At 72.0% G+C, this 17,362-nt stretch carries 15 protein-coding genes; 5 read left to right on the forward strand and 10 right to left on the reverse strand.

Annotated features, from left to right (window positions below; all coding sequences use genetic code 11):
• Positions 1-68 precede the first annotated feature (68 nt).
• A complete protein-coding gene (locus ACIBL4_RS01950) occupies positions 69-773 on the forward strand; it encodes a FadR/GntR family transcriptional regulator (protein ID WP_399405509.1) in 705 nt (234 codons plus the stop codon).
• A gap of 34 nt (positions 774-807) precedes the next feature.
• On the opposite strand, the gene ACIBL4_RS01955 is transcribed toward ACIBL4_RS01950, so the two are convergent.
• On the reverse strand, positions 808-1,281 hold the full coding sequence (locus tag ACIBL4_RS01955) for a carboxymuconolactone decarboxylase family protein (protein ID WP_399405511.1): 474 nt from the start codon (positions 1,279-1,281) through the stop codon (positions 808-810).
• Positions 1,282-1,392: 111 nt separating this feature from the next.
• On the opposite strand from ACIBL4_RS01955, the gene ACIBL4_RS01960 reads away from it, so the two are divergent.
• From ACIBL4_RS01960 to ACIBL4_RS01970, 3 genes are all read left to right on the forward strand, one after another.
• Entirely contained in the window at positions 1,393-2,418 is a 1,026-nt protein-coding gene (locus ACIBL4_RS01960) for an alpha/beta hydrolase family protein (RefSeq protein WP_399405513.1), read from the forward strand.
• 109 nt (positions 2,419-2,527) lie between these two features.
• Entirely contained in the window at positions 2,528-3,871 is a 1,344-nt protein-coding gene (locus tag ACIBL4_RS01965; protein ID WP_399405515.1) for an amidase, read from the forward strand.
• A gap of 209 nt (positions 3,872-4,080) precedes the next feature.
• On the forward strand, positions 4,081-4,500 hold the full coding sequence (locus tag ACIBL4_RS01970; RefSeq protein WP_399405517.1) for a VOC family protein: 420 nt from the start codon (positions 4,081-4,083) through the stop codon (positions 4,498-4,500).
• Between the two features lie 12 nt (positions 4,501-4,512).
• On the opposite strand, the gene ACIBL4_RS01975 is transcribed toward ACIBL4_RS01970, so the two are convergent.
• The 8 genes from ACIBL4_RS01975 to ACIBL4_RS02010 form a co-directional block, all read right to left on the reverse strand.
• Complete coding sequence (locus ACIBL4_RS01975) at positions 4,513-4,995, reverse strand: GNAT family N-acetyltransferase (RefSeq protein WP_399405519.1); 483 nt, start codon at positions 4,993-4,995, stop codon at positions 4,513-4,515.
• A gap of 54 nt (positions 4,996-5,049) precedes the next feature.
• On the reverse strand, positions 5,050-5,223 hold the full coding sequence (locus ACIBL4_RS01980) for a hypothetical protein (protein WP_010037330.1): 174 nt from the start codon (positions 5,221-5,223) through the stop codon (positions 5,050-5,052).
• Between the two features lie 382 nt (positions 5,224-5,605).
• Positions 5,606-7,108, reverse strand: a complete 1,503-nt coding sequence (locus ACIBL4_RS01985; RefSeq protein WP_399405521.1) for an SDR family NAD(P)-dependent oxidoreductase — start codon at positions 7,106-7,108, stop codon at positions 5,606-5,608.
• Between the two features lie 105 nt (positions 7,109-7,213).
• The gene (locus ACIBL4_RS01990) at positions 7,214-8,557 is read right to left on the reverse strand and encodes a wax ester/triacylglycerol synthase family O-acyltransferase (protein WP_399405523.1); all 1,344 of its coding nucleotides are present in this window, start codon (positions 8,555-8,557) and stop codon (positions 7,214-7,216) included.
• 144 nt (positions 8,558-8,701) lie between these two features.
• Positions 8,702-11,320 carry a PA14 domain-containing protein gene (locus ACIBL4_RS01995; protein ID WP_399405525.1) on the reverse strand — a complete coding sequence of 873 codons (2,619 nt, stop codon included), beginning with the start codon at positions 11,318-11,320 and terminating at the stop codon, positions 8,702-8,704.
• A gap of 122 nt (positions 11,321-11,442) precedes the next feature.
• The gene (gene glgC / locus ACIBL4_RS02000) at positions 11,443-12,663 is read right to left on the reverse strand and encodes a glucose-1-phosphate adenylyltransferase (RefSeq protein ID WP_356922881.1); all 1,221 of its coding nucleotides are present in this window, start codon (positions 12,661-12,663) and stop codon (positions 11,443-11,445) included.
• A 51-nt stretch (positions 12,664-12,714) separates the two neighbouring features.
• A complete protein-coding gene (gene glgA / locus ACIBL4_RS02005; RefSeq protein ID WP_399405528.1) occupies positions 12,715-13,866 on the reverse strand; it encodes a glycogen synthase in 1,152 nt (383 codons plus the stop codon).
• Positions 13,867-13,905: 39 nt separating this feature from the next.
• Positions 13,906-14,643, reverse strand: a complete 738-nt coding sequence (locus ACIBL4_RS02010) for a (2Fe-2S)-binding protein (protein ID WP_399405530.1) — start codon at positions 14,641-14,643, stop codon at positions 13,906-13,908.
• A gap of 227 nt (positions 14,644-14,870) precedes the next feature.
• Here ACIBL4_RS02010 and ACIBL4_RS02015 point away from each other — a divergent pair, with 227 nt between their 5' ends.
• Positions 14,871-16,067, forward strand: coding sequence for a DMT family transporter (locus tag ACIBL4_RS02015; protein ID WP_399405532.1), 1,197 nt, complete (start codon positions 14,871-14,873; stop codon positions 16,065-16,067).
• Here the strand turns inward: ACIBL4_RS02015 and ACIBL4_RS02020 are convergent.
• Complete coding sequence (locus ACIBL4_RS02020; protein ID WP_399405535.1) at positions 16,057-17,298, reverse strand: transglycosylase family protein; 1,242 nt, start codon at positions 17,296-17,298, stop codon at positions 16,057-16,059. The two genes, ACIBL4_RS02015 and ACIBL4_RS02020, sit on opposite strands and share 11 nt — an antisense overlap.
• Positions 17,299-17,362: the final 64 nt, after the last annotated feature.

The following is a 17,362-nucleotide window of genomic DNA, read 5'->3' on the forward strand; positions in this document are numbered from 1 at the left end:
TTCTGGCGCGTAGTGGTCCGACCACCTCGCCGATTAGACTGCGCGCAGCCGGTGATCGGAGGAATGGCGTGGACGACGAGACAGCCCCGCAGAAGGGCACCGTGACGCAGCGCGCCATCGAGCGGATCAAGGCGATGATCGGCGAGGGCCGGCTGGAGCCGGGCCAGCGGCTGCCGACCGAACGTGACCTGGCCGCGCAGCTCGGCATGTCCCGCAGCTCGATGCGGGAGGCGATCCGCGCGCTCACGGTGCTGGGCGTGCTGGAGGCGCGGCACGGATCGGGCATCTACGTCACGCAGTTGGAGGCCGGCGACCTGCTGGAGACCTTCGGGGTCGTGGCGGACCTGTCGCGCGGCCCGCGTCTGGTGGAGCTGCTGGAGATCCGGCGGATCCTGGAGTCGACGGCGACGGCACTGGCCGCCGCCCGGATCACCGCGGACCAGCTGGCCGAGGTCGAGAAGCACCTGGCGGCGATGAACGCCACGGACGATCCGGAGGAGATCCTCGCCCACGACCTGGCTTTCCACCGCGAGATCGCGGCGGCCGCGGGCAACGAGACCATGGCCGCGATCCTGGAGGGCCTGTCGTCGCGGACGTTCCGCGCCCGGGTCTGGCGCGGCTACCAGGAGGAGGGCGCCTTCGCCCGCACCCGCCGCGAACACGCCGCGATCCACCGCGCCTTGGCCGCCCGCGACCCGGAGGCGGCCCGCACGGCGGCGGCCGCGCACGTGGGCGAGGTGGAGGAGTGGCTGCGCGCACAACTCGGGTCCTAGGGACAGACAGTTCCCAGGACCCTATGTGCCGCGGCTACTTGAACTGACCGGGCTGGTAGTCGCCCGCCGGCTGCTGGAGGACGACGTTCAGCCGGTTCGCCGTGTTCATGAAGGCGATCAGGGTCACCAGCGCGACGAGCTGCTCCTCGTCGTAGTGCTTGGCGGCCCGCTCCCACACCTCGTCCGGCACCCCGCCGGCGCCGTCCGCGATCCGGGTCGCCTGCTCGGCCAGCTCCAGAGCGGCACGCTCGGCCTCGGTGTAGACCGTGGCCTCGCGCCACGCGGCGACCAGGTTGATGCGTACGGAACTCTCGCCGGCCGCCGCGGCCTCCTTGGTGTGCATGTCGATGCAGACCGCGCAGCCGTTGATCTGGCTGACCCGGAGCGAGACCAGCTCCCGGGTGGCGGCCGGCAGGGGTGAGTCCACGACCAGCCGCCCCAGGGACATGAACTGCTTGATGACCTTGCCGGCGCTCGGGATGGCGAAGACGTCCAGTCGCGCGTTCATGGTGAACTCCTGTGTCGTTGTCGGTGCTTACGCCCTTATGAGTCGGCGGCACGGCCCGATGTGACATCACGGAATGTGACGTGCGTCTCCCGCAGGGCGACAATGGGCCGTATGCGACTGCGGGGCACGGCCTGGGCCACCGCCGGACTGCTGGCGGCCGTCGCGATCGGCTGTACCGGCGGCGGGGACGAAAGCGCGCCCGGGGCCTCTCCGACGTCCACCCGGGCCACGAGCGAGCGGCCTCGCACCACGCCCTCCCCCACCGCGGCCGACCCCGTCTCCCTCCCGGCCCTGATGCAGCGCGAGCACACCGGCTCCGACCTGCGGCTCGGGAACGTGCTCGACCGGACCTCCGCCTACACCCGCTACGCGGTCACGTACGAGGCGAACGGTCTGACCATCTCCGGGATCATGAACATCCCGGAGGGCAAGGGCCCGTTCCCGGCGCTGGTGCTGGCGCACGGGTACATCGACCCGGACGTCTACGTCAGCGGCCAGGGCATGCCCCGGGAACAGGACCGCCTGGCCCGCAGCGGCTACGTCGTCCTGCACACCGACTACCGCAACCACGCCCGCTCCGACGACGACCCGGACAACGACGTGGACCTCCGCCTCGGCTACACCGAGGACGTCATCGGCGCGGCCCTGGCCCTGCGGGACTCCGGGCGCCCGGAGATCGACGGCGACCGGATCGGCCTGTTCGGCCGGTCGATGGGCGGCGGGGTCGTGTACAACACCCTGGTCGTGGCGCCCGGCCTGTTCGACGCCGCGGTGGTGTACGCGCCGGTGAGTGCCCGCCCGGAGGAGAACATCGACCACTTCCAGCGACCCGACGGCGACCCCGTCGTGGCCGAGATCGAGGACAGGCACGGCACGCCCGAGGAGAACCCGGCGTTCTGGCGCGCCGTGTCGCCCCTGACGTACGTCGACCGTGTCACCGAACCCCTGCTGATCCAGCACGGCACGGCGGACGACACCTGCCCCCTCACCTGGTCACGGCAGGTCGCGGCCGCGTTCGAGAAGGCGGGCAAGGACGTGGAACTGCGCACCCACGCCGGCGAGGGACACACCTTCGGTCCGCGGTGGCCGGCCTCGATGGACCTCACCGAGACCTTCTTCGCACGCCACTTGCGCTGAACCGCTCGGATCATCGAGCCGCCGAGGGCCTCGACGTGCGCCCCCGGCCGGTGCAGAGTTCTCCTACGTACTCGCCAGTAAGCCCGTCCTTCCACTCCGGGGAGCCTCTGTGACCACCTGGGCCGGCCGCACCGCCGCCGAGATATCCGCCGCCGTACGCGAGAAGCGGGTCACCCCGCGCGAGGTGGCCGCCGAGCACCTCGCACGGATCGAGCGGCTCGACGGCCGTGTCGGGGCCTTCCGCACCGTGCGCGCCGAGGCGGCGCTGGCCGAGGCCGAGGAGGTGGCCGCACGCGGCGACTTCGACCGCCTGCCCCTGGCCGGAGTGCCCGTGGCCGTCAAGGACAACCTCGCCGTGCGCGGCGAGTCCACGCGTGTCGGCTCGGCCGCGACACCGGACACTCCGGCCGACCGGGACCATGTGACGGTGGCCCGGTTGCGGGCGGCGGGCGCGGTGGTCGTGGGTCTGACGAACGTGCCCGAGCTGTGCGTCTTCGGCACGACGGACGGCGTGCTGGGCATCGCCCGCAACCCCTGGGACCCGACGCGCTCGGCGGGCGGCTCGTCGGGCGGCAGCGCCGCCGCGGTCGCCGCCGGGATGGTGCCGATCGCCCTCGGCAACGACGGCATGGGCTCGCTGCGCATACCCGCCGCCAACTGCGGCCTCGTCACCATCAAGCCGGGACACGGAGTGGTCCCGGCGGGTGACGGTGACGGCGGCTGGTTCGGCTTGTCGGAGAACGGACCGCTCGCCACGACCGTCGAGGACGCCCGTCTGATGCTCTCGGTGCTCGCGGACGACGAGCCCGCCCTCCGCGCCGAGCCCGGCCCCCTCAGGGTCGCCGTGTCGCTGCGCAGTCCGGTCGCCGGTGTCACCATCAGCCGGCCGTACGCGGCGGCCGCGCGGGAGGCGGCCGGGGTGCTGATGAAGGCCGGTCACCAGGTCCGGCGCGCCGACCCGCCCTACCCGATGTCGCTCGCCACGACCTCACTGGCCCACTGGGCGGCAGGCACCGCCGCGGACGCCCAGCACCTCGACGCCCGTCTGCTGACCCGGCGCACCCGGACCCACGCGAGACTCGGCCGACTCGTCATGGGCAGGGTGCGCTCCGGGGAGGCCCGGGAGCAACTGCGCCGGCGGCTGGAGCCGTTCTTCACCGAGTACGACGTGCTGCTCACCCCCGCCCTCGCCCGCCGCTCCCCCAAGGCCGCGCCCTGGCACGAGCGGGGCTGGCTGATGAACGTCCTGGCGAACACGAACTACTCGCCGCTGACGCCCCCGTGGAACCTGACCGGCTGGCCCGCGATGTCGGTCCCCTGCGGAACCCTCCCCTCCGGCGCCCCCTGCGCCGTGCAGCTCGTGGGACGCCCCGGCACGGAGTACCAACTCCTGGAAGTGGCCCAGCAGTTGCAGGAACGTAATCCGTGGCGGCGTACGGCGCCGATGAACTAGAGTCGGCCGGGTGACTGCCGGGTCGGCCCTAGGCCATGCACGAGTGAGGCGCCCGGCCTCGGAGTGAGCGCGGCGGGGGTGACCCCGCCCGGGTCCGCCCGAGAGCCGGAGAGGGCACGAGCCCCGCCTCCCGTCTCCGTGTCCTCGTCCCCTCGCGCCCGCTGCGGCGCTTCACCACGGATCCCGAGACCCGGAGACCTTTCAGACTCATGTCCCACGCACAGCACACACCCGAACTTCCGGCCAATGTCGCCCGTCTCGACCACACTGTCGTCTTCGCCTCGGACCGCCAACTGTCGGCGGAGTTCCTGGCGGCGGTCCTGGGCCTGAAGGTGGGCGCTCCCTTCGGGCCGTTCCTGCCGGTCGACCTGGGCAACGGCGTGACCCTCGACTACTACGAGAGGCGCGACGAGCCGATCCAAGGGCAGCACTACGCGTTCCTCGTGCCCGAGGACCAGTTCGTCAGCATGATCGCCCGGCTGGAGGCGCTGGGGGTCACCTACTACGCCGACCCGAGCCACACCGAGCCCGGCCGGGTCAACGACCTCTTCGGCGGCCGGGGCGCCTACTTCGACGACCCGGACGGCCACAACATGGAGATCATGACGCGGCCGTACGTCCGTCCCTGACGGCCGCCCGGATCACAGCGCCCGGTACATGATGTGCAGCCCCACGAGGCCGTGCCGGGGATGTTCGAACGCGTCGGGCACCGTGCCGAGGATCGTGAAGCCCAGTGAGGTCCACAGCTTCACGGCCGGGTTGGTCTCGACGACGGCGTTGAACACCATGCCCCGGTAGCCGGCGGCCCGGGCCTCGGTCAGGAGGTGTTCGGCCAGGGCACTGCCGTAGCCCCGGCCGCCCCGCTCCGGGTCGACCATGAAGCCGGCGTTGGCGATACGGGCGGCGGGCCCGCCGTAGTTGGGGGTGAGGTACGCGGAGGCGACGACACTGCCGGCGTCGTCCTCGACGACGTAGACGCGTTTCGCCGGATTCATCCACAGGACCCGGGCCTCCTCCTCGGAGGTGCCCGGGTCCCATGCGTAGGTCTCGCCCGCGGCGACGATGCGGTGCCAGAACGGCCAGATGCGCGGCCAGTCGTCAGCCGTTGCTTCCCTGATCAGCATGGGCGTGAGTCTGGCACGCTCATGCGCTCGCGAACGCGGAGGGGCCGCGCGCGGTCAGTCGACGCTGGGCAGGATGTGGGGCTCGGCGAGGTCCTCCTCGTAGCCCGCGAGGCGGATGGGGGCCGAACGGGCCCACACGTCGAGGCTGCCGAGCTCGTCGGACCGGCGGCCCTTGCGCTCCGTGCGTTCCTTGGGGCGTTGCTCGCGATTCGTCTTCTCCGGTGTCACCGCGCACTCCTTATGTGTCGGTCACCCTCGGGACGTGTGCGCCATCCTGCTCTGCGCCTGACGCCCGCTCGGGTCTGATCCAAATGCAGTTCGGACGCGGTGGCGCCGGTAACTCGCGGGAGCGCAGGCCGTGGTGTACCGGCTAGTCCCATGACGGACCGTGGGTGTGGGTCCCGTCCTGCTGTCCGTCCGCCTCAGGTTAACCAAATGAGCGGCCCCCCGCTCGATGGGGCTGAAAACAAGCGGTAACGATCGCGCGTCACCCCGTGTTCAGCTCGGGTTTACGCACTGATTTGCCCACGGAAGGACGTTTTGCGGGTCACCCGAACGGGGTAGACCCGCACCGGCGGTTTCCAGACGTGAGCCGGGAAGCCGGGAAGCCCTACCACTTGCCCGGCGCGTAGTCCTTCAGAAAGACCCCGTACAGATCCTCCCCGGCCTCACCCCGCACGATCGGGTCGTACACCCGGGCAGCACCGTCGACCAGGTCCAGCGGCGCGTGGAACCCGGCCTCCGCGAGCCGCAGCTTGTCGTAGTGCGGCCGCTCGTCCGTGATCCACCCCGTGTCGACCGAGGTCATCAGGATCCCGTCGGTCTCGAACATCTCCTGCGCACTGGTCCGCGTCACCATGTTCATCGCGGCCTTGGCGGCGTTGGTGTTCGGATGTCCCGCACCCTTGTAGCCGCGGCCGAACACGCCCTCCATCGCCGAGACGTTCACGACGTACGCGCGTCCGCTCGCCGCCTTCTTCGCGGCCTCGGCCATGACCGGGCGGAGCCGGCTGATCAGGATGAACGGCGCCGTGTAGTTGCACAGCTGGGTCTCCAGCAGCTCCACCGGGGAGATCTGCTCGATCGTCTGCACCCAGGTGTTGGAGTCGACGACGTCGGGGACCAGCCCGCCCGCGTCGATCGCCGTGCCGTCCAGGTGCCGCTCGACGCTGGCGTTGCCCGCGACCAGGGCGAGGTCGGCGACCTGCTGGGCGTCGAGGCCGCTGGTGCCCAGGGGCAGCGCGGCCAGGCCGTCGACCGCGCCGGAGTTGAACGCGCCGATGACGTGGTGGGCGGGCAGCTCACCGGCGGGCAGCGGGGCGCTCTCGCCCTCGACCAGCGCCGCGTAGGCGGAGGGCAGGCGGCGCACGGTCTGGGTCGCGTTGTTGACGAGGATGTCGAGCGGGCCCGCCTCGGCGACCTGCTCCGCGAGGGCCACGGCCTGGGCCGGGTCGCGCAGGTCGATGCCGACGACCTCCAGGCGGTGGATCCAGTCCGCGGAGTCGTCCATCGCCTTGAAGCGGCGGATCGCGTCCTTGGGGAAGCGCGTGGTGATCGTGGTGTGCGCGCCGTCGCGCAGCAGCCGCAGCGCGATGTACATGCCGATCTTGGCGCGGCCACCGGTGAGCAGCGCGCGCTTGCCGCTGAGGTCGGCCCGGACATCGCGCTTCTCGCGGTTCACGCGGGCGCAGTCCGGACAGAGCTGGTGGTAGAAGTAGTCGACTTCCACGTACCGGGTCTTGCAGGTGTAGCAGGAGCGCGGGCGCTGGAGTATCCCCGCGATCCGGCCCTCCTCGGTGCGCGAGGAGGGCAGCAGGCCCTCGGTCTCGTCGTCGATGCGCTGGGCGGAGCCGGTTGCCGTGGCCTCCGTGACCGCCTTGTCGTGGGCGGTCTTGGCGGCCCGGCGCTCCTGGCGGCGGCGCTGCTTGACCGTGCGGTAGACGCCCGCGGTGGCCCGGCGCACGGCGACGGCGTCCGGGTGGTCGATCTCCAGCTTGTCGAGCTCCTCGAGCACGCTGAGGCAGACGGCCAGCCGCTCCGGGTCGATGCCGGGTCCGTACGAGAGCCCGCTCGCCTCGTCCATGGCCTGCGGGCCGTCCTCTGTCACCGTCATCGCCGCTGTCGTTCCCTGCTCTGCTGTGGTGGCGCGCCGGTCGCGCCCGCTTTCGAAGGGCGAATTTTACGCGAGCGGCGGGCCACACCGCCAAACCCGCCCCATTCAGGACCGGCAGGCGATGATCAGCGTGCGCACCTCGTCAGTGACGGCCGCGGCGAGCCGGTCGAGGTCCGGCACGGCATGGCCGTCGGCGACGAGCCCGTAGTGGACGCTCCCCCGGTACGTCGAGACCGCCACCGCCAGGGAGTGGCCGGGGGCCAGCGGGGCGAACGGGAAGACGGCGGTGAGCGGGTTGCCGCCGAGCTTCAGGCCGAGACTGGGCAGCGGCACGCTGGTGACCAGGATGTCGAACCAGAGCCGGGCCGCCTGGCCGACCAGAGGGCCGCCCAGCCGGTGGGCCAGGGCCGGGACGTGGTCGGCGAGCAGGGCGACGGCGCCCGCGCCCCGGTTGGGGCCGGCGTCCTTGTTGCGGTCCATGGCGGTGCGGACCGAGGCGAGGCGGGCCAGCGGGTCCGGATCGTCCACCGGAAGCCGTATCAGGTAACCGGAGAGCCGGTTGCCCTGCGGGTACGCGGTGCGCGGGCGGCGCTTGGAGACGGGGATCAGGGCGCGGGGCGCGACGTCCTCGCTGCCGTCGCCGCGCTCGTCGAGCCAGCGGCGCAGCGCGCCCGCGACGACCGCGATCAGGACGTCGTTGACGGTGCCGCCGACGGTCTTGCGGACGCGGTGCACGTCGTCGATGTCGAGCAGCACTCCGGCGGTGCGGCGGGTGCCGCTCGGCTCGCAGGTGAGCGCGGGGGCGGAGCGCACGTCGAGGGAGGAGCGGGCGACGGAGGCACCGATGTCGAGGGCCCGGGCGGCGTCGGACAGGGCGCCGCGCACCATCCCCGGCAGCTCGCGCACGTCCGGCACCAGGCCGCGCGCGGGCTCGGCCGGGCGGGGCCGGGGCGCGGGCATGTCCATCGGGTCCATGACGCCCGCGGCGAGGGTCAGCGCCCGCAGCCCGTCGGCCAGGGCGTGGTGGAACTTGAACAGCACCGCGAAGGAGACCCCGTCCTCGCCGGGCAGCACATGGGCCTCCCACGGCGGCCGGCCACGCTTCAGCGGACGTCCCATGAGCCGGCCCGCGACCGTGTGGAAGTCACCGGTCGGGGCGTGCAGCCGCACATGGTTCAGGGGGTCGAAGTCCGGGTCGGGTTCGCGGGCGGCGCCGCCGAAGGCGAGGGGCCGGCGCAGCGCGGCGGGCAGCGGCTGCCACACGTTGCGGATCCGCATCCGCAGTCCGGGCACGCCGGCGGCGCGGGCCGCGAGCAGGTCGGCCGCGTGGGCACCGGCGGCGGGCGAGTGGGCCGAGAAGATCCCGAGTGCGCCGAGGTGCATCGGGTGGTCCGCGGACTCGATGTTCCAGAACGCCAGGTCGAGAGGAGCGAGCAGGTCAGCAGTCAAGGGCTTGCCTCGCGTCGACGACGGGTGGGCCAGCAGTCAATCGCCCTCAGCCGATTACGGTCAAGTACGATCAGGCTACGTACAGTTAACAGCAGATTAAGTCCCGCCCCGATGAAAGGGGCGGGACTTATGGTGCATGTGGGGTCAGTCCAGCACAGGACGCGGCGCCGGGCACCCCGTGGGAGTCACCCGGGAGGCGTCACGGATCAGCGCCTGGTGGGCTGACTTCAGCCGGGCGGTGTCCGGTTTGAGTACGGCCCGGTCGTACGTCAGGAAGCCGTTCAGCTCGCCCTCCACGTCGGCGATCTGGGTGTACACGGCCCCGTTGCCGCCCCGGCACACCAGCGCCCGGACCTCGTCCAGCTTCGCCAGGTAGTCGTCCGTGTAGGTGGCGGGGTCGACGTCGACGTACGACTGCTGGACCGACCAGGCGTGGCCGGGCACCGCGAGGCCCAGGCCGCCGTACTCGCCGCTGACCAGAGCGCGCTCGCCGTCGGGGCGGGGCGGCAGGGCCGGGCTCGGGTAGCCGTGCTCGTCCATGATGTCGCCGGTGCCGCCGTCGGCGCCGAGGTTCAGCCCGGACTGACCGTTGACCAGCCGGGTGGGGTCCCACGCCTTGGCCTGCTCGGCTATCCGGCCCACGTCGTACTGGCCCCAGCCCTCGTTGAAGGTCACCCACATGACGACCGACGGGCTGCTGACGTGCTCGTCGATCATCTCCTTCAGCTCGCGCTCGTAGCGCGCGCGGGAGGCGGGGCTCGGGTTCACCCCGGCCGTCATCGCGGGCATGTCCTGCCACACCAGCAGCCCGAGCCGGTCGGCCCAGTAGAACCAGCGGTCCGGCTCGACCTTGATGTGCTTGCGGACGGAGTTGAAGCCGAGCCGCTTGTGCGCCTTCAGGTCGTAGGCGAGGGCCTCGTCGGTGGGCGCGGTGTGCAGGCCGTCCGGCCAGAAGCCCTGGTCGAGGGTGGCCATCATGAAGACCGGCTCGCTGTTGAGGACCGTGCGCGGGACGCCGTTGACCTTCTCGACGGCGATCGAGCGCATCCCGAAGTAGCTGCCCACGCGGTCGGCGCCGACCTTCACCTTCAGGCCGTAGAGGAACGGGTCGTCGGGCGACCACAGGTGCGGGTCACGGATGGTCAGCGTCAGCGGGCTGCCGGTGCGGCCGCTCGCCGTGGCCACCTCGCGCCGGCCGTCGTACGCCGTCGCCGTGATCGGTACGCCGTCCCGGACGCCCCGGACCTGAACGGTCAGCTTCTCCCCGGCCACGTCGGGGACGAGCTTCAGGGAGTCGACGTGGTCGCGGGCCACCGGCTCCATCCAGACCGTCTGCCAGATGCCGGAGGACGGGGTGTACCAGATGCCGCTGGGGTCCAGGCGCTGCTTGCCGAGCGGCGGGTTCTCACCGGAGGCGGCGTCGGTCGGATCGTAGACGCCGACGATCAGCTCCTGGGTACGGCCTGGCTTGAGCGCGTCGGTGATGTCCGCGCTGAACTTGTCGTAGCCGCCCTCGTGCTCGGCGACCTTCGTGCCGTTGACGTACACCTCGGAGCGCCAGTCCACGGCTCCGAAGTTGAGCTTGAGCCGCTTGCCGGAGCCGATGTGCCAGTCGGGCGGGACCGTGAAGGTGCGGCGGTACCACATGCGGTCCTCGTGCCGTTCGATGCCGGAGAGCTGGGACTCCACCGGGTACGGGACGAGGATGCGCTCCTTCAGCGTCCTGCCCACGGGCGGCTGCTCGCCCGGTTCGGCGGCGGCGAACTGCCAGCGGCCGTTGAGGCTCTGCCAGGCGTCCCGCGTCAGCTGCGGGCGCGGGTACTCCGGGAGGGCGTTGCCCGGTCCGACCTCGTCGGCCCAGCGGGTGCGCAGCTGGTAGGTCGAGCGGTTGGGGCCGCTGGTCCAGAACTCCTTGACAACGTTGCCGTCGGCGTCGGTCAGGCCGCCCCGGCCGTCGTAGCGGACGTCGGCGGTGCCGCGGGCCGTGCCGGTCTTGTTGCCGACGACCGGTTCCTCGAGGGTGACCAGGAGGGACGTGGGGTCGGACGGGTCCGGCCGTGCCGCGCCCAGGGGCCACACGGCGCCGCCGATCACCGCCTTGAGGTGGTCGGTGAAGCTCGCCGGGGGCGCGGCGAGGGGCTGGGCGAAGTCGAGCTTGAGGGTGCGGCCGGAGGGCTGGACCGTGGCCGCGAGGGCGCCGTCGTAGTCGAAGCCGCCGGGGAGGCGGAACGCCGACTGCGGGACGGGTTCCTTGCCGCCGCCGGGCTGGGTCCAGCGGAGGTGGAGGTTGGAGCCGCCGTAGTGCTCGAAGTACTCGAGCTTGATGTCGTAGGGCGTGCCGGCGGTCAGCTCGACGGGCTGCGCGGTCTGCTCGCGGTCCCAGTCGTCGACCCAGTGGTCGATGGCGAGCCTGCCGTCGATCCAGAGGCGGAAGCCGTTGTCGCCGATGACCGAGAAGGTGTGGGGGCCGGTCTTCTCCGGGACGAGCTTGCCGGTCCAGCGGACGCTGACGTCGTCGGACTGGCCGGTGGTGAAGTTCAGGCGCGGTTCCAGGTTGTCGAAGTCGAGGTCCTGGTCGAAGGTCGTCGCCTTGAGGGTGTGGAAGTCGAAGGCGCCGGGGGCGGAGTGCGTGTAGTACTCGCCCTTGAGGCCGTGGATCTCGGCCGGGTCGTCCGCGAGGGCGGGTGCCGCGGTCAGGCCGGTGAGCGCGAGGAGCGCGGCGAGCAGTAACGCGAGTCGGGCTCTGAGGCGTCTGGTACGCACGGAACCTCCATAACAACGTTGTCATGGACAGGAGTCGGCATGACAACATCACGGATTCCGTTCTTCGTCCAGAGGCAGGACAAAGTCCCCCGGGCGCTCCTCGTCAGGTGACGCGCTCCTCGTCAGGTGACCAGCTGCCCCTTTCCGAGGGCGATGACGCCGCCCTTGGACACCGTGTACAGCTCCGCGTCGCGCTCCGGGTTGACGCCGATCGTCGCGCCCGGCGGCACCTCGACGTTCTTGTCGAGCACGGCGCCGCGCACCACCGCGCCCCGGCCGATGTGCACGTTGTCGTGCAGCACGGACCCCTGCACGACGGCCCCGGGGTCGACCACCACACCCGGCGACAGCACGGACCGCGTGACCTGCCCGCGGATGAGGCAGCCGGCGCTGATGATGGACTCGCTGGCGATGCCCCCGGCGTTGAAGCGGGCCGGCGAGAGCTGGTACGAGTGCGTGTAGATGGGCCAGCTGCGGTTGAACAGGTTGAAGGCCGGGCGCTCGGCGATCAGGTCCATGTGCGCCTCGTAGTAGGCGTCCAGCGTGCCGACGTCCCGCCAGTAGCCCTGGTCGCGGGTGGTCTCGCCGGGCACGTGGTTGGCGCTGAAGTCGTACAGCGCGGCCTCGCCCCGGTCGGTGAGCTGGGGCAGGATCGAGCCGCCCATGTCGTGCACGGAGTGCTCGTCCTCCGCGTCCCGCTGGAGCGCCTCGATGAGGGCCTTCGTGCTGAAGATGTAGTTGCCCATGGAGGCGAAGACCATCTCGGGGTCGTCGGCCAGGCCGGGCGGGTCCGTCGGCTTCTCCAGGAAGCGCTCCACCGTCTGGCCGTCCGAGCCCGGCGTGATCACGCCGAACGCGGAGGACTCGGTGCGCGGCACCCGGATCCCGGCCACCGTGACGCCCGCTCCGCTGTCGATGTGCTGGGTGAGCATCTGGCGGGGGTCCATGCGGTAGACGTGGTCGGCGCCGAAGACGGCCACGTACTCGGGGCGCTCGTCGTAGATCAGGTTCAGCGACTGCAGGATCGCGTCGGCGCTGCCCAGGTACCAGCGAGGGCCCAGGCGCTGCTGGGCGGGCACGGGTGTGACGTAGTTGCCGAGCAGGCTGGACATCCGCCAGGTGGTGGTGATGTGCCGGTCCAGCGAGTGCGACTTGTACTGCGTCAGGACGCAGATGCGCAGCACGTCGGCGTTCACCAGGTTGGACAGGACGAAGTCGACCAGGCGGTACGTACCGCCGAAGGTCACCGCGGGTTTCGCCCGGTCCGCGGTCAGGGGCATCAGACGCTTGCCCTCTCCGCCCGCCAGCACGATCCCCAGGACCGAAGGACCACCACGACGCATGGCCGCTCCCCTCACGCAGATTTCCCGATGCCTGCCCCTGAGCAGCTCGTACTAAGCCTGTTTCAGGATCTCCTCGTAGAGCCGGACCGTGCGGCGGGCCACCGCGTCCCAGCCGAACTCGCCGACCGCGCGTTCCCGCCCGGCCTCACCCATCCGCCGGGCGGCCGCCGGGTCGCCCAGGACGGAGTCCATGGCCCGGGCGAGTCCCGCCTCGAAGCCGTCGCCGGGCGGGACCAGCAGGCCCGTCCTGCCGTCGTCCACGACCTCGGGGATGCCGCCGACCGCCGAGGCCACCACGGGCGTGCCGCAGGCCATCGCCTCCAGGTTCACGATGCCGAGCGGCTCGTACACCGAGGGGCAGACGAACAGGGCGGCGTGCGTGAGGAGCTGGATCACCTCCGGGCGCGGCAGCATCCTCGGAATCCAGAACACGCCGTCCCGGACCCGGCTCAGCTCCCCGAACAGCTCGCGGAACTCCTGGTCGATCTCCGGCGTGTCCGGTGCGCCCGCGCACAGCACGACCTGCGCGGCCGGGTCGATGTCGCGCACCGCCCGCAGAAGGTGGGGCACGCCCTTCTGGCGGGTGATGCGTCCGACGAACAGCACGTACGGACGGGAGCGGTCGAGGCCGATCCGGTCCAGGGCGTCCGTGCCGTGGTCGGGCCGGTACAGGCTCGTGTCGATGCCGTTGTGGATGACGTGGACCCTCTCCGGGTCCAGGGCCGGGTAGCAGCCGAGGATGTCCTCGCGCATGGCGCCCGACACGGCGACCACCGCGTCGGCGGCCTCGATCGCGGTGCGCTCGGCCCAGCTCGACAGCTCGTAGCCGCCGCCGAGCTGCTCGGCCTTCCAGGGGCGCAGGGGCTCCAGGGAGTGGGCGGTCATCACGTGCGGGATGCCGTGGAGCATCTTGGCGAGGTGGCCGCCGAGGTTGGCGTACCAGGTGTGGGTGTGGACCAGCTCGCGGCCTTCGAGGGCGGCGGCCATGGCCAGGTCGACGGAGAACGTCCGCAGCGCGTCGTTCGCGCCGTCGAGCGCGGACCAGGGGCGGTGGCGCAGCACGCCGTCGGTGCGGCCCTCGCCCCAGCAGTGCACGTCGAGGTCGACCAGTGGTCTGAGCTCCCGGGCGAGGAACTCCACATGGACGCCTGCACCGCCGTACACATCCGGCGGGTACTCCCGGGTCAGCAGTCCGACGCGCACCCGCAACTCCCTGCTCTCAGCGGCCGTTCCCTTTCATGGTCACCCAGATGGGGCCTGTGGGGAAGAGCGGGGCGGCCGTGTGAAGCAACAGTCACCACACAGGCCCCCGCCGGGCACGCGGTAGTAGAGGCAGCAGCTGCGGCGCCGGAAGGCCGTACCGGTGAGGGTTCCGGCGCCGGTCAGCAGGGGGTGCGCGAGGAGTTCCGCGGTCAGGGAACGGGCCCGGGCGGCGGTGTCCGCACGGCCGTGCCGCAGGGCCCAGCGGTCGAGTTCCCGGGCGGCGCCCGCCAGCGCGGAGGCGGCGTTGCCCCGCAGCAGGCCCGGGGCGAGGCGGTGGTGGGCGCGCAGGGCGGCCGAGAGGGGGTCGAGGTGGCCGTGAAGGATGAGGTCCGCGAGGGTCTGCGCGTTCCCGGGGAGCGGCCGTACGTCCGAGAGCCACAGGTCGTCGGGGGTGCCCGCGTCGGCGTCCCAGTGCAGCAGCCGGGGGTCGAGGTCGGGGACACGGCCGTAGAGCGCGGCGCAGCCGAGTGCCACGGACCAGAGGCGGGCCGCGAGTCCCAGGTGGGCCACGGACGCCGCGACGCGCAACTCCGAGGCCTGCAGGGCGGTCGCGACCTTTCCGACACGGAAAATCAGGGGATTTCCGCATACATCCGGTGCCATGGAGGCATAGGCCTGTGCGAGAGTGGGAAGAGGCCCCGCCGCCGCTCCTCCCGTGCGCAGCACGAAGTAGCCGCCGAGCGGGCGGAGCGCGGCAAGGTCGGGGTCGAGGTCCACGGAGATCAGTAGTAGCAAGGCCCCTAAGGGATGCGACCCGGTGACCCCCGACCGGGGCGCCCACCCTGGGGATGACGGGGGTTCCCTCGTACTCCATCGGCAGTAGGACCCAATGAGTGCTCAGGGACGACGACGGGAAGACCCGGACACGGCAGGGTGTTGGTCATGAAAGCCCACCTTTCGCCGCGCCGGGCCGAGCGCCCCCGCCTGACGCAGAGGAGCAGCCGATGAGCGCCCTCGCGTTGTCCGTGCTGCTGTCTCTGGTGTCCGCGTTCGCCTACGCGGGCGGGGCGATCGTGCAGGAGCGGGTGGCGGAGTCCTCGCCGGACGAGCAGTACGCGCCGCTGCGGCGGCCGGGCTGGTGGGCGGCGGTCGCGCTGAACGGCCTCGGCGGTCTGCTGCACGTGGTGGCGCTGGCGTACGGTCCGCTCAGTCTGGTGCAGCCGCTCGGCGCGCTGACCATCGTGGTGGCCCTGCCGATGGCTGCGCTGTTCGTCGGCCGCAGGGCCGGTGCCACGGCGTGGCGGGGCGCGATCATGGCGACGGTGGGGCTCGCGGGTCTGCTGTCCCTGGTCGCCGCGTCCGACGCGCGGTCGCTGGACACGGCGCAGCGGGTGGCCGTGGCCCTGGTCACGGCGGGTGTGGTCGTGGCGCTGATGATCGCCGGCCGGGCCGCGCACCGGCACGCGGCGGTCCGCAGCATGCTGCTGGCGACGGCCTCGGGTATCGCGTTCGGCATGTCCTCGGTGTTCACCAAGACCGTCGCGGTCGACTGGACCGGCGGTGTGTCGGCGGCGGACGTGCCGTCCCTCGCCGTGATCGGTGTCCTGGCCACGGCGGGCATGCTGCTGTCGCAGGCCGCGTACCGGGGTGCCGGCCTCGCGGCCCCGCTGGCCACGCTGACGGTCGTGAACCCGGTGGTGGCGGCCGCGGTCGGCATCACGATGTTCGGCGAAACCTTCCGCTACGGCACGACGGGCACGGCGCTGGCCCTCAGCTGCGGCGTGGTGGCGGCGGGCGGCCTGATCCTGCTGACGACGGAACGGCTCGCCCACGCCCAGCCGGAGCGTGCGGGAGCCGCCGGGCTGGAGGTCGCCGGGTCGCCGGTGGACGCGCTGCTTCCCGAGACCGTGGACTCGCTGCTTCCCGAGCCCGTGGGCGCGTCGCTGCCCGGGACCGTGGGTGCGCCGCCCGTCGCCGTGGGGGCGCCGCCCAGGGCGATGGGTGCCGAGGCCGGCCGAGGGGCGTCAGGGGACGTGCCGGTGCCTGCGGTTGCCGGTGCCGGTACTGGTGAGACCGAGGCCGGAGGACCGGACGTCGCGTACGAGAGCGGGGAACGCCCGCTCTCCTACGCTGTCTCCTACGGCATCCCGTACGTGCCGATGCCCACGGTGGACCGGCACCGCACGCGTATCAGATCCTGACGCCGCCGGCCCTCAGGTAGGCGATGGGGTCGACGTCCGAGCCGAAACCGGGCCCCGTCCGCACTTCGAAGTGCAGATGCGGGCCCGAGCTGTTCCCGGTGGAGCCGGAGCGGCCGATGCGCTGGCCCGCGCTCACTGTCTGCCCGTCCCGCACGGAGATCGCCGACAGGTGGGCGTACTGGCTGTAGCGGCCGTCGCCGTGCCGGATCACGACCTGGTAGCCGTACGAGCCGCCCCACCCCGCGCTGACGACACTGCCCGAGGCGACCGACTTCACGGACGTGCCGGTGGGCACGGGGAAGTCGACGCCGGTGTGGTAGCCCTTCGACCAGGACGAGCCCGCCTTGCGGTAGGGCGTCCCCAGGGAGGCGTTGACGGGGGCGACCAGGCCTTCCCGGGTGGCCGTGGACCGTGCGGCGCGCTCCTTGCTCTCCGCCTTGGAACGGTCCTCGGCACGGTCCGGGGCTTTCGATGACGGTTTCTTCGCCGGCTTCTTCGTCGACGGCTCGGCCGACGGGGTCGCGGCACGCTCGGGCGCGGGACGCGTCTTCGTGGCGCCCTCGCCGCGCAGCGCGAGCCGCTGGCCGGGCACGATCAGATCGGGATCGCCCCCTATGGCCGCGCGGTTGGCGGCGTACAGACCTCGCCAGCCGCCCCGCACCTGACGCTCCTCCGCGATCCCGGAGAGCGTGTCGCCCCGCACCACCGTGTACATCTCGGCGCTGCCGGCCCGCGACTGCGGCGTGGACTGCGGCCGTACGTCCTCGATGGAGGTCTTCGGCCTCTGCTTCCGGTCCGCCTTCTCGCTCTTCCTCGTGCCCTCGGCGGCCGGCCGGATGTCGGGCTCGGCTCCGCCCCGGGTCAGTCCGGCCCGTGCGGAGCACACCGGCCAGGCGCCCGGGCCCTGCCCGTCGAGCACCTTCTCGGCGACGGCGATCTGCTGGTTCTTGGTGGCCAGGTCCGCGCGCGCCGCGTAGGCCCGGCCCCCGTACGCCTCCCAGGTGGACTGCGTGAACTGGAGCCCGCCGTAGAACCCGTTGCCGGTGTTGATGTTCCAGTCGTTGCTCGACTCGCAGGCGGCGACCTTGTTCCAGGTGTCCACGTCCGCCGCCTGGGCGGTGCCGGCGCCCATGAACGGGAGCGCCATGCCCGCGCCGCCCGCCGTGACGGTGAGTGAGGCGCGGTTGATCCTGTTCGGCTGATGCCGGCGATGCCGGCCGCGTACGGCCATCGAGAGCCCCCCTAGACATGCGTCAGGAGGGGCAAAAGTAAGCGCTGCGAACCGGCCAGGACAA

It is taken from the genome of Streptomyces sp. NPDC050416 (genome assembly GCF_044458845.1).
Lineage (GTDB): Bacteria > Actinomycetota > Actinomycetes > Streptomycetales > Streptomycetaceae > Streptomyces.